Annotated in this window: 11 protein-coding genes; all 11 read right to left on the reverse strand. The window is 62.2% G+C overall.

Annotation, left to right across the window (positions count from 1 at the left end; translation table 11 throughout):
- Nucleotides 1-238: 238 nt before the first annotated feature.
- Complete coding sequence (gene rplL, locus ACROHD_RS15525) at nt 239-619, reverse strand: 50S ribosomal protein L7/L12 (protein WP_432679139.1); 381 nt, start codon at nt 617-619, stop codon at nt 239-241.
- Between the two features lie 73 nt (nt 620-692).
- Nucleotides 693-1,211, reverse strand: a complete 519-nt coding sequence (gene rplJ, locus ACROHD_RS15530; RefSeq protein ID WP_432679141.1) for a 50S ribosomal protein L10 — start codon at nt 1,209-1,211, stop codon at nt 693-695.
- A 270-nt stretch (nt 1,212-1,481) separates the two neighbouring features.
- The gene (gene rplA / locus ACROHD_RS15535) at nt 1,482-2,180 is read right to left on the reverse strand and encodes a 50S ribosomal protein L1 (protein WP_432679143.1); all 699 of its coding nucleotides are present in this window, start codon (nt 2,178-2,180) and stop codon (nt 1,482-1,484) included.
- 3 nt (nt 2,181-2,183) lie between these two features.
- Nucleotides 2,184-2,636 carry a 50S ribosomal protein L11 gene (rplK, locus tag ACROHD_RS15540; protein ID WP_432679145.1) on the reverse strand — a complete coding sequence of 151 codons (453 nt, stop codon included), beginning with the start codon at nt 2,634-2,636 and terminating at the stop codon, nt 2,184-2,186.
- A gap of 125 nt (nt 2,637-2,761) precedes the next feature.
- Nucleotides 2,762-3,295 (reverse strand): transcription termination/antitermination protein NusG, encoded by a 534-nt coding sequence (gene nusG / locus ACROHD_RS15545; RefSeq protein ID WP_432679147.1) that lies wholly within the window; start codon nt 3,293-3,295, stop codon nt 2,762-2,764.
- A 189-nt stretch (nt 3,296-3,484) separates the two neighbouring features.
- On the reverse strand, nt 3,485-3,679 hold the full coding sequence (secE, locus tag ACROHD_RS15550; protein ID WP_432679149.1) for a preprotein translocase subunit SecE: 195 nt from the start codon (nt 3,677-3,679) through the stop codon (nt 3,485-3,487).
- Between the two features lie 322 nt (nt 3,680-4,001).
- Entirely contained in the window at nt 4,002-5,009 is a 1,008-nt protein-coding gene (locus ACROHD_RS15555) for a succinylglutamate desuccinylase/aspartoacylase family protein (RefSeq protein ID WP_432679151.1), read from the reverse strand.
- Between the two features lie 16 nt (nt 5,010-5,025).
- Nucleotides 5,026-6,051 (reverse strand): L-threonine 3-dehydrogenase, encoded by a 1,026-nt coding sequence (gene tdh, locus ACROHD_RS15560; protein WP_432679153.1) that lies wholly within the window; start codon nt 6,049-6,051, stop codon nt 5,026-5,028.
- Nucleotides 6,052-6,064: 13 nt separating this feature from the next.
- The gene (locus tag ACROHD_RS15565) at nt 6,065-7,252 is read right to left on the reverse strand and encodes a glycine C-acetyltransferase (protein WP_432679155.1); all 1,188 of its coding nucleotides are present in this window, start codon (nt 7,250-7,252) and stop codon (nt 6,065-6,067) included.
- A 94-nt stretch (nt 7,253-7,346) separates the two neighbouring features.
- Nucleotides 7,347-8,594 carry a lytic murein transglycosylase gene (locus ACROHD_RS15570; RefSeq protein WP_432679157.1) on the reverse strand — a complete coding sequence of 416 codons (1,248 nt, stop codon included), beginning with the start codon at nt 8,592-8,594 and terminating at the stop codon, nt 7,347-7,349.
- 232 nt (nt 8,595-8,826) lie between these two features.
- The gene (locus ACROHD_RS15575) at nt 8,827-12,018 is read right to left on the reverse strand and encodes a reductive dehalogenase (RefSeq protein ID WP_432679159.1); all 3,192 of its coding nucleotides are present in this window, start codon (nt 12,016-12,018) and stop codon (nt 8,827-8,829) included.
- Nucleotides 12,019-12,049 lie beyond the last annotated feature (31 nt).

Genomic DNA, 12,049 nt, shown 5'->3' on the forward strand with positions numbered 1-12,049 from the left:
CTTTCGTTTCTTCGCGCTCGCACGGGCCGTTGGGGCACCGGCCATGCGTCGCACTGAAACCAGACGGGTTCGGATCAATTCATGCCTGCCGTCCCACCGGCGGGCTCCCGATCCATTGAACCACGTCTTAGGGAAGGTCCGTTAACGACGGGCCCTCGCTAAGACGAGGCTGGCTGGACCCGGGATTTTCCCGGATCCAGCCAATTTCCAACCATCCCGGGACAGGCCCGGGCACGGATTACTTGAGCTCGACTTCGGCGCCAGCTGCTTCCAGCTTGGCTTTGATGTCTTCGGCTTCGGCTTTGGAGACTTGCTCCTTGACGGCTTTGCCGCCAGCTTCGACCAGCTCTTTTGCTTCTTTGAGGCCCAGGCCGGTGATGCCACGGACTTCTTTGATGACGTTGATCTTCTTGTCGCCAGCGGACTTCAGGATCACGTCAAACTCGGTCTGCTCTTCTGCAGCAGCAGCGTCGCCGCCGCCAGCAGGACCGGCCATCATCACAGCGCCGCCAGCGGCGGGCTCGATGCCATACTCGTCCTTGAGGATGGTTTTCAGTTCTTGGGCTTCCAGCAGGGTCAGGTTGACGATGCTTTCAGCAAGTGCTTTCAGATCAGCCATTTTTCAGGTTCCGTATCTAGGTATGTGTTCCAACGTCGAGAGCATTATGCCCCTACGACGGGTCTCAGGTTGCTTACGCGGCTTCGGCCTTCTCTTCGATGGTCGAAAGGATGCTCGCGATGTTCGAAGCAGGTGCGCCAATGGCCCCGGCGATGTTCGAAGCGGGTGCCCCGATGCAGCCAACGATGGAGGCAATAAGCTCCTCGCGGGACGGCATGGAAGACACGGCTTTGACACCGTCGCGGTCCAGAACCGTATCCCCCATTGCGCCACCAAGAATGACGAACTTGTCATTCTTCTTGGCGTACTCCTCGGCCACCTTGGCAGCTGCCACGGGGTCTTCGGAGAAGGAGAGCACGGTCATGCCCGTCATCAGGTCAGCAATGCCTGCGCACGACTTTCCATCAAGGGCGATCTTGGCGAGCCTGTTCTTGGCGACACGAACGGACCCACCCGCTTCACGCATTTGCGCGCGCAGGTCCTGCATCTCGGCAACCGTGAGGCCCTCGTAGTGGGACACTACGACGACGCCAGAGCTTTCGAAGATCTGGCCGAGTTCCTCGACCACTTTCTCTTTCTGGGCTCTATCCACAGTTTCACTCCAATTTGGGGGTCTCCCCCCGGCTCAAGTTTGGCTGGGTTTCCCCAACCTCTTCGGGTCCAAGTCAGGGTCCCGAGCCATCAGATCGCCCGAGGAAAACCTCGGAAATTCCTAGTCTCGCTTCCCATCTCAGGAAGGAATTATCGGGCCTTCACCCAACCCTCCGTCTCGGACAGGACGAGGTCACCGAGGCGACCCCGCCATTCACACCGGCGAACCGGTGCGAAATTCGTAGGGTGGGCAGTGTTGCCCACCACGCAATCAGTTGCCGGTCGCGCTGTCGATGGACACGGAAACACCCGGGCCCATGGTCGAGCTAAGCGACACGCGCTTCATGTAGGCACCCTTGGCACCGGTCGGCTTGGCCTTGGACACCGCATCAACGAAGGCGCGGATGTTTTCAGCCAGCTTTTCGGCATCGAAAGACACCTTGCCAACACCTGCATGCACGACGCCGGCTTTCTCGGCGCGGAACTGAACCTGACCGCCCTTGGCCGCTTTCACGGCTTCGGCAACGTCCATGGTCACGGTGCCGACCTTCGGGTTCGGCATCAGGTTCCGGGGGCCAAGCACCTTACCCAGACGACCGACGATCGGCATCATGTCGGGGGTGGCGATGCAGCGTTCGAACTCAATGGTGCCGCCCTGGACGGTTTCCATCAGGTCCTCTGCGCCGACGATGTCCGCACCGGCGGCCTGGGCTTCTTCAGCCTTGGCGCCGCGGGCGAAAACAGCGACGCGAACGGATTTACCGGTGCCATTGGGCAGGTTGACCGTGCCGCGGACCATCTGGTCGGCGTGGCGCGGGTCGACACCGAGGTTCATCGCGATCTCGACGGATTCGTCGAACTTGGCGCTGGCGTTTGCCTTGATCAGGGCGACGGCGTCTTCGACGCTGATGTCTTCCTTGCCGGCGAAGGCTTCGCGGGCGGCGCGGGTACGTTTACCGAGCTTTGCCATGGTTTACCCTTTCACCTCGATACCCATCGACCGGGCAGAGCCCAGGATGATCTGCATTGCTGCTTCGACGTCATTCGCGCTCAGATCGACCATCTTGGCTTCTGCGATTTCGCGCAGCTGCTTAGAGGTGATGGTGGCGACGGTTTCACGGCCGGGAAGCACGGCGCCCTTCGGGCGGTTGCGCTTGCCAACGGGTTTCAGGCCAGCGGCTTTCTTCAGGTAATAAGACGCAGGTGGCGTCTTGATGTCCATCGTGAAGGACTTGTCCTGGTAGTAGCTGATCACGGTCGGACAGGGCGAACCCGGCTCCATTTCCTGCGTCTTGGCGTTGAACGCCTTGCAGAATTCCATGATGTTGATGCCGCGCTGACCGAGGGCCGGGCCCACGGGCGGAGACGGGTTGGCTTGCCCCGCCTTGATCTGCAGCTTCATCTTGCCGATCAGTTTCTTGGCCATTTGGCCTCTCCTTCTGTCATCGGCGGGAAGTTTCCCGCCCTATGAAGACGCAACGCGTTGCGCCCTCGGTGGTTAGCGTGGTGCGGTCCGGACACGCGTGCCCTCGCCTCCCACGAATGGTCACGTCAGGCCTGTTTGGTAACCTGCGTGAATTCCAGTTCGACCGGGGTTTCCCGGCCAAAGATCGACACCGTCACCTTCAGGCGCTGATTGGCGTCGTCGACCTCTTCGACCATGCCATCGAAATCCTCGAACGGGCCATCGTTGACTTTGACCTTCTCGCCGATCTCGTAGGTGATGGTCGAGCGCGGTTGTGCTTCACCTTCTTCGACCCGGTTGAGGATCGCGTTTACTTCGGCGTCGCGCATCGGCATCGGGCGGCCTTGCGGGCCCAGAAACCCGGTGACGCGGGCGATCGAGTTGATCGCGTGATAGGCGCGGTCGGTCATCTCCATGCGGACCAGCACATAGCCGGGCATGAAGCGGCGCGGCACGGTGACTTTCTTGCCACGGCGCACCTCGATCACGTCTTCTTCAGGAACCAGAACTTCTTCGATTTCGTCCTGCAGGCCGCCTTCTTCCACGGCAGTCCTGATCTGCTCGGCAATGCGCTTTTCGAAATTCGAAAGCACCGAGACCGAATACCACCGCTTCGCCATACCTGCCCGTTCCTCAAGTCCAGGTCCGAAGACCCTAAAATTCCAAGTGTTCCCAGTATCTTATCCGAACAAGGCCGAACAAAAAACAGCGCGCATCACGAATCGACGCACGCCATTTCCGGGAAAGTGAGCCGTGACCTACCCCCCAAGTGACGGAAAATCAAGGGGTTCGGACCGGGTTTCTGCTTGTCAGGCTGACATTGTCAGGATCAGTTCCAGACCCCAGCGGATCAGGATGTCGACGACGGAAAAGAATATCGCGCAGACAATCGCCAAGGCGAAGACCATCATCGTCGTCATAAAGACCTCGCGACGCGTCGGCCATACGACCTTTGCGATTTCCGAGCGGGTCTGTTGCATGAACTGAATCGGGTTGGTGGCCATGGAATCTTATCCGGATGAGAGCGTCTGACCGGGGGTATATACGCAAGCAACCGGCCCAGCGCAAGGCAGGCAGGCAGTGCAAGTTGGCCTGCCACCCTGCGTACATCCCTTCTGCAGACAGGATGGCGGTTTCGCCGACGTTGTCGTCGACCCGTGAGCGGCCCTCCTCAACCCCCGGCTGACGCCGGAGGCCTCGTCGAGCCGCGTTGCCACGGGGAGATGGCAGCGATGGCGCTTCACGGAAGAGGGCGCGAGGGTGGAGAGTCCGGGATGCCTCTGCCGCGGGTGTTTGGGCAAAGAAGAAGGTCAGGCGCGCGCCCGTTCAGGGTCGGTCCACATCCCGCGCGATTTGGAAGAGGGCATCGCCGCGTTCCACCCGGCCAAGTGCGCGCTTGGCGAGGATCATCCCATCGTAGCCCGACGCGATTTCGGTCGGGGCACGGGTCGGATCGTCGGGATGATGGATGGCGGCAAGGATCGTTCCGGGTTCCACCGCGTCGCCGGGCCCCAACAGGGGTTCGAACACGCCGCGATCGTAGGCATAGACCAGACCCTGAATATGCAGTTCCCGAGTGCCGCGTGTCCCATCCGGCTCATAGCCCGGCAGCATCCCAACTGCGTGGAGACACCGTCGCAATCCGCGCTCTGCCAAGGCGAGGATCTCTGACGTCATCGCACCACCACCGCCGAGCTCAGCATTCACGGTCACGACCCCCTTGCGCGCAGCCGCCCCCATCGTCGTGCGTGCGCTGCTGTTCGGACCGCCCCCACCAGTGAAGACCCAGGCGTAGGGCAGATCGAACGCGTCCTGAAGCTTGCGCAGCATCTCAGCCTCTTCCTCAGTCCAGCCCGGACAGCGCATGAAAGTTGGCGGGTATAAAAGAGACGCACCACCGGAATGCAGATCAATGGCATAATCGGCCATCGGCATGAGCACCTCTTCGACATAATGCGCGATCAGCTGGGTTGGGGTACCGCGTGGATCGGCTGGAAACGCTCGGTTCAGGTTGCCTTCATCAATCGGGGAACAGCGCAGGCCCGCATCAGCCGCGGGGAAGTTCAGCATTGGCAGGCAGATGACGCGACCGGTGATCTCCTCTGGCCGCACATTCTTGGCCAACCGGTCAATCGCGATCTGGCCTTCGTACTCATCGCCATGGGTACCGCCCATCAGCACCATGGTCGGCCCGTCGCCGTTCTTCAGCACCGTCACCGGGACCGGAATGAAACCATAGGCACTGCGGGTGACGGAATGAGGTACGCGAAGATAGCCGGTCTGGCGGCCTTCGGCCTCGTAATCCACCTCGGATGTGATCAGGGTCTCTGGCATATGGAGCCTCCTTGTGTCAGCCCCAGTCCATCACAACCTTTCCGGCCTGACCAGAGAGCATGGCGGCGAAGCCGTCCTCGAAATCGTCGATGCCGATGCGATGCGTAATCAGCCCGGTCAGATCGAGCCCCGACTGAACCAGCGCGATCATCTTGTACCAGGTTTCATACATCTCGCGCCCGTAGATGCCTTTTACGGTCAGCATCTTGAAGATGATCTCGTTCCAGTCGACGGCAAACTCCGTAGGCGCGATGCCCAGAAGGGCGATCTTGCCGCCATTGTTCATGCGGTGGATCATCTGGCGCATGGCTGCCGCCGCGCCCGACATTTCGAGCCCCACGTCGAAGCCCTCGGTCATGCCGATGCGGTCCATCACAACCTTGAGCTGCTCGGTTGAGACATCGACAACGGTCTGAACACCGAGCCGCCGGGCAAGGTCCAGCCGGTAGGGCGCGATATCGGTCAGCACCACCTTGCGCGCGCCGACCTTCTGCGCGACCAGCGCGCCCATGATGCCGATGGGGCCGGCGCCGGTGACAAGCACATCCTCGCCCACCAGATCAAAGCTGAGCGCCGTGTGGACCGCATTGCCGAAAGGATCGAAGATGGCCGCGATCTCATCGGGGATATCGTCGGGGATCGGCACTACGTTCGATTCCGGGATGCAGAGATACTCGGCAAAGCTGCCGGGGCGGTGAACGCCCACCCCCTTGGTGTTGCGGCAGAGATGCCCCCGACCCGCGCGGCAATTGCGGCAGGTTCCGCACGTGATGTGACCTTCGCCCGAGACGCGCTGACCGATTTTGAACTTGGTGGCGGCGGGGCCCATGTCGACGATCTCGCCGCAGAATTCATGGCCCACGACCATGGGGACGGGAACGGTTTTCGCGCTGAATTCGTCCCATTTCCAGATATGCACGTCGGTGCCGCAGATGGCCGATTTGCGGACCTTGATCAGCACGTCCTGCGGTCCCGGTTCGGGGACGGGCACGCGCTCCATCCAGAGGCCCGGCTCGGGCTTTGCCTTGACGAGCGCTTTCATGTCGTTGCGCATGTCAGATCACCCCCATGTCACGGCCCACGGCGATGAAGGCGTCGATGGCGGTGTCGAGTTCCGCGCGGCTGTGGGCTGCGCTCATTTGGGTGCGGATGCGATCCTGGCCCTTGGGCACCACGGGGAAGCTAAAGGGGGCGACATAGACACCCTTTGCATCAAGCCGTGCCGCCATGTCCTGCGCCAGTTTCGGATCGCGCAGCATAACCGGGATGATTGGGTGTTCGCCCGGTAAAAGGTCGAAGCCAGCAGCGCTCATGCGGGTGCGGAAATGGATGGCGTTGGCCATGAGCGTGTCACGCCGTTCGGTTGACGCCTCCAGCATGTCGAGCACCTTGATCGACGCGGCGGCGATGATCGGTGCGAGAGTGTTGGAAAACAGATAAGGGCGGGAGCGCTGGCGCAACCATTCCACGACCTCCTTGCGGCCACAGGTATAGCCGCCCGAGGCCCCGCCAAGGGCCTTGCCGAGCGTGCCAGTCAGGATATCGACCCGGTCGGCGACGCCGCAATGTTCCGGCGTGCCGCGCCCGCCTGCGCCCATGAAGCCAACCGCGTGGCTGTCATCGACCATGACCATGGCGCCGTATTTGTCAGCCAGATCGCAGATCTCTGGCAGCTTGGCGATATAGCCATCCATGGAAAACACACCATCGGTGGCGATCATCTTGAAGCGCGCACCCTCTGCCGCCTGCAACTGCGCCTCCAGATCCGCCATGTCGGAATTGGCATAACGGAAGCGCTTGGCTTTGCACAAACGCACCCCGTCGATGATCGAGGCATGGTTGAGTGCGTCGGAAATGATGGCGTCCTCGGGGCCGAGCAGTGTCTCGAACAGCCCTGCATTGGCGTCAAAGCAGGAGGAATAGAGGATCGTATCCTCATGGCTGAGGAACCGGGACAGGCGCGCCTCCAGCTCCTTATGCTCCTCCTGAGTGCCGCAGATGAAGCGCACCGACGACATGCCATAACCGTAGCGGTCCAACGCCGCATGGCCCGCTGCCACCAGATCAGGGTGATCGGACAGCCCGAGATAATTGTTGGCGCACAGGTTAATGACCTCGCGGCCCGAAGACAGCCCGACCGTGCCTGCCTGCGGCGTGGTAATCACCCGCTCAGTCTTGAACAGACCCGCCTCGCGCAGGTCGTCGAGCTCTTGCGAAAGGTGGTCGATGAAGGCCTGGGTCATGGATTCCTCGCTCTGCCGTTTGCGCTGACTGTCATGCGGATGGCCCCGGCTTGTCACGCTACGCCCGCGTCATGCAATGGTCTGTGCGCGACGATCAGCCGGTTTGGCGCAGGCGGGCCAGCAATTCGTCGGTGGCGACGCCGGTTTCCGGCAATCCTTGTGCGCGTTCGTAGTCGCGGATCGCGCTACGGCTGGCAGGGCCAATCACCCCGTCGCTGCCACCGGTGTCAAAGCCCTGCGCGGTCAGGCGCTGCTGAACTTCAATCCGGCCCGCACGGGTCAGGCCGTTTTCATCGGGCGGGTAGTTGCCGCGAATAGGAGGCCCGCCAAGCAGCCGGTCGGACAGGTGTCCGATGCCGATCACGTAGTTATTCGCCGGATTATAGCGCCGGATCGCGGTGAAGTTGCGGAAGATCATCAGAGCGGGACCCTCGATCCCCATCTGCAAAAGGATCGCCGCTTCGCCATGGTCGGGCACCCGGTTCCCGTCCATGTCCCGCACGCCCATCCCCATCCATGAGGCCACGCTGCGCGTCTGCCGCCGCCCGGCGAGGCTTTCGTCGAACCCCTCGGGCAGGCGTATTTCCACCGCCCAGGGTTGCCCACGCTGCCAGCCATGGCGGGCAAGGTAATTGGCGGTGGTCGCCAGCGCATCTGTTGGATCATCGTCCCAGCACCCGCGCCGTCCGTCGCCGTCAAAATCGACGCCGTAATCCTCCAGCACCTCGGGCATGATCTGTGTGTGCCCCATGGCCCCCGCCCAGGACCCGCGCATTTGTGCCACGGTGCTGTCGCCCCGGTCCAACGCGCGCAAGGCCGACATCAGCTGGCTGCCGAAGAACCGCCCGCGCCGCCCGTCGAAGGTCAGCGTTGCCAGCGCCGCAATGACCGGCGCGTCACCCTCTCGCGTGCCGTAAAAACTCTCCATCCCCCAGACCGCGCACATGACGTGTTTCTCGACTCCGAAACGGTCTTCGATCGCCTGCAACACACGGTCATGCTGGCGCAGCTTGGCCCGGCCCATGGCAATCCGCTCGTCTGATGCGGCGATGGCGAGGTAATCCTCCATCGTCCGGTTGAACTCTGCCTGGTTGCGGTCGCGTTCGATGACGAGGGGCACATAACCAACCCCGCGAAAGGCGCGTGTGACGGTGGCTTCGGAAATCCCGCCCTCTATGGCCCGCGTTCGAAACCCGGCCAGCCAGCGGTCAAACTCTGCATTCGGAACGCTGCGCCACTCATCGCGATTGACCAGGGCCGCACCGCCACCGGCGACACACCCGGACAAAGCCAGCGCGGGGAGGCCAAGGGCGACGACGCGGCGGGAAATGGGAAAGGGCATGAACATAGCTCCGCTGAAACTCGCTCCACCAGCCTGCCCGCTCTGCCCCGATGGCGCAACAGCCTCGCGCGGAAGGGATCATCCACAGGCGACCTCCCGCTTTCATCTTGGCAAAAATACCTCGGGGGAGTCGCGAAGCGACGGGGGCAGAGCCCCCAATTCCCCTTCAGAAAAGCGGCCCTCACGGGCGCGCGGTCGACGTGCCGAAGGCACGGCGAAATCCGGATCCGCGTCAGAGATCCAGCTCAATCACACCAGCCGGCTCTGCCGCGCGGCTCTGACAGGTGATCATCGCATGGTCCCGCTGCGCCTTGGACAGCACGAAATCGCGGTGTTCAACCTCGCCCGACAGAACCCCGCATTTGCAGACCCCGCAGATCCCGTCATCGCATTTCAGATCCACCGGAATGCCCGCTGCCTGCAAGACCTCTGCCGCTGTCTGGTCCTCGGCCACGTTCAGTTCGCGCCCGTCCTTCAGGCGCAATACGAAGGGGTGGTTCTCGTAGTCAGGCTGCTCAGGCACCGAGAAATATTCCAGATGCCGCGCCGTCTCGGGGAAACCCGCCTTTTCAGCCGCCTCGATAACCGCATTCATGTAGCGATCCGGCCCGCAGGTATAGACATGCCAGCCGGGCTGGTAGCCCGCCATCAGGGCATCCAGATCGGCGCGCGTGTCCTCATCGGAAAAATGCAGATGCACCCGGTCGGCCCACGGCATCGCCGCAAGATCATCCAGATACCCGGCCGAGGCCCGTGAAGAGCAGGAATAGTGTAGCGCAAAATCGCGGCCGCCACGGTGCAGTTCATGCGCGAATGCGATCATCGGGGTGATGCCGATCCCGCCACCCATCAGCAGTGTTTTGGTGGCGTCCTGGTCCAGTTCGAAATGGTTGATGGGTTTGGACACGAAAATCTTGCGCCCCGGCGTGAAGATCCGATGCATGAGCTTCGATCCGCCCCGCCCCGCATCCTCCCTCAGCACGCCGATCTGATAGACCGACCGGTCCGCAGGGTTGCCCGACATAGAATACTGCCGCAGGAATTCCGGTGCGACGACGATGTCCAGATGCGCGCCCGCCGTCCATTCCGGTAACGCGCCACCGTCCAATGCCCGGAATTCGTATTTGGTCACGTCGGGAGTCATCTTCTCGGCCTTCGTGACCTCCACCCGGATCACCGGGGCGTCGCCGGGAACAGTGTATTCGTGCAGGTGGCCGGTCTCGCCCTGCGTCAGACGCAGCTTGTATTCCTTGGCCGTCACCATCGCCTGATAGGCTTCGATCCCCTTCTCCCGATCCATCGGGAAGGGATAGGGCCAGGGATGCGGGGCCAGAGGCGCGGGGTAGACGGCAAGCGTTTGATCCTCGTATTTTAGATCGAGATCCTTTTGCAGATCGCGCCGGTTGAGCGGGTGCTGTGACGGGCGATAGGCCCCGTCTGGTTCCAGCTCGAGATCCCACCACCATTTCTTGACGTCGTTTAGTCCGCCATTGCCCACAGCATCGTCCAGCCGAGCCAGCAGAGGCGCGGCCTTGGGCATGGTCATCGCAGCCCACCGAAAGGGTTTTTCCGCGAACAGCCCCTCAAGGTTCCACGGGCAGGTTTTCATGCAGCGCCCGCACATGGCGCCGCCCTTGGTGGTAATCCGATAGGTCGCGCATTTCTGGCTGTCGGATTTCCAGATCTCGTAGCCGTTGAACATCAGCTTCGGCCCGGCGGTGATTGCGCCGGATGGGCATTCGCGGGCGCATTTGTTGCAGGACTCGCAAAAGTTTTGCAGACCGAAATCAATCGGCTTGTCATGGGCCAGCGGCATATCTGTCGTCACCACGCCCGATTTCAGGCGCGGGCCGAGATATGGGTTCAGGATGACCTCTCCGATACGACTGACCTCGCCCAATCCCGATAGCAGCAAAAGCGGCGGTTGCAGCACCTCACCATCCATCACCGAATGGGCCTTGGCCTTGTAGCCCAGATTGCGGATCTGCTGCGCGATGACACCGCCAAGCAGGGAAAACCGCAGATAGGCGCGCATGGATTGGGCGACGGAGATCCAGTCATCACCGGATGCGCCTTCCATGGTTTCATAGCCCTGGTCGATGATCATGCTGATGGCCCGATCGTGGGGTGGATCAATGGGGTCACCCACGGCGTCATGGGAGTACCACGCCCAGTCCGGACAGCGCGACAGGCCCACGGCATCGACACCCAGAAAGTAGCTGGCAGCCTTGACATTCGCGGCATTGCGCGCGGCATCTGTCGGGCGCGGCCCATCAGGATTTGGCGCACCATCTTGTATAAGAACAAAAGCGCCAAGCGCCCGGCGCTGCGCGTAGGACGGCGCGGATTTGCGGGCGTAGTAGCCACCCTTTGCACCGTCTTGCAGCGCCTTGCCCATATCGCCGAACTGAGCGCGGGCGAACATGTCGGTGCGCTTGGGGACTCGGGCCACATGGGCCTCGTCTATATAGGTCGTGGGCGTGTCGACGCGCTTGAGTTTCTCGAACGGGTGCCCGCCGTCAACGAAACGGCGCTTTTCATAGGGGTTGCGGTTGAGCGCCGAGCGCTGCACGCCCTTGCCAAACCGCCACGCCGCGCCGCCACTGCCGGGGCTGTCCGCAAGCGGCCGGTCACAGGTTAGATCCATCTGGCAGGTGACAACCGCGACGCCGAAGGCAGGCCCGATGAAGGGCGCAGTCAGTTGCCCGCCGTCCACTCGCGCCAGCCCCGCTGCCACTGTCAGCTTGTTCAAGTCCACATCGCTGGCAGCCCCCGAATGCGCCTTGGCGGGGAAACCCAGAAGCCGCAGGTAATTGGCGATCACGCTCGCGGTTTCATTGGCCCGAAGGCAGGCCCGCGCCTCTAACGCGTCATCCAGCCAGTCGCAGCCTTCCTCGCCCACCCCAGGTTCACGCGGGTTTTCATAGAGGTAAACGATCGCGTGGGTATGACCCTCGATCGTTGTGGGCGGGGCCTCCATGCTGTCTTTCAGATCGGCCATGATCATGTCGATGCCCGATGCCAGCGTCTTGGTCTGGCGGGTCTTCAGATCGTGGGCCAGGCGGTCGATATCGGGGTTGCGGATCGGGTCAGTCAGCAGCGCCGCATCAGGCAGGCGGCAAATGCCCACCATCGCGGCATCGTTGAAGTAGCCGAACGCCTTGAGGTGATTGGCCCGCTCGGTCGGATCGGCGGGGATGTCGGATGGCACCGGGTTCACCAGCCCGTCACGGATCGCGTCCAGCATCGCCTGATATTCGCGCATCGCGTTCACGATACTCTCGGGCGCATCGGGTCGGTTGAAACTGACGGCGAGCATTGCCGGGACCGCCGACAGATCCGTGTAGTCCTGTCGCGTCAGCCGTTCCAGCGGGAAAGGCCCCAGGTGGACGGGTCGATTGCGGTCGGAAAAGAGGCGGGTCATTGGCGGTCCCGGTGATCCGTGAGTGGAGACC

This window comes from Nioella aestuarii (assembly GCF_050896395.1).
Lineage (GTDB): Bacteria > Pseudomonadota > Alphaproteobacteria > Rhodobacterales > Rhodobacteraceae > Nioella > Nioella aestuarii.

Bases quoted from the DNA above. Each gene is read 5' to 3' on its own strand.
- secE (WP_432679149.1), bottom strand. From the start codon at position 3,679: ATGGCCACCAACCCGATTCAGTTCATGCAACAGACCCGCTCGGAAATC.
- rplA (WP_432679143.1), bottom strand. From the start codon at position 2,180: ATGGCAAAGCTCGGTAAACGTACCCGCGCCGCCCGCGAAGCCTTCGCC.
- ACROHD_RS15570 (WP_432679157.1), bottom strand. From the start codon at position 8,594: ATGCCCTTTCCCATTTCCCGCCGCGTCGTCGCCCTTGGCCTCCCCGCG.
- ACROHD_RS15555 (WP_432679151.1), bottom strand. From the start codon at position 5,009: ATGCCAGAGACCCTGATCACATCCGAGGTGGATTACGAGGCCGAAGGC.
- ACROHD_RS15565 (WP_432679155.1), bottom strand. From the start codon at position 7,252: ATGACCCAGGCCTTCATCGACCACCTTTCGCAAGAGCTCGACGACCTG.
- tdh (WP_432679153.1), bottom strand. From the start codon at position 6,051: ATGAAAGCGCTCGTCAAGGCAAAGCCCGAGCCGGGCCTCTGGATGGAG.
- ACROHD_RS15575 (WP_432679159.1), bottom strand. From the start codon at position 12,018: ATGACCCGCCTCTTTTCCGACCGCAATCGACCCGTCCACCTGGGGCCT.
- nusG (WP_432679147.1), bottom strand. From the start codon at position 3,295: ATGGCGAAGCGGTGGTATTCGGTCTCGGTGCTTTCGAATTTCGAAAAG.
- rplK (WP_432679145.1), bottom strand. From the start codon at position 2,636: ATGGCCAAGAAACTGATCGGCAAGATGAAGCTGCAGATCAAGGCGGGG.
- rplL (WP_432679139.1), bottom strand. From the start codon at position 619: ATGGCTGATCTGAAAGCACTTGCTGAAAGCATCGTCAACCTGACCCTG.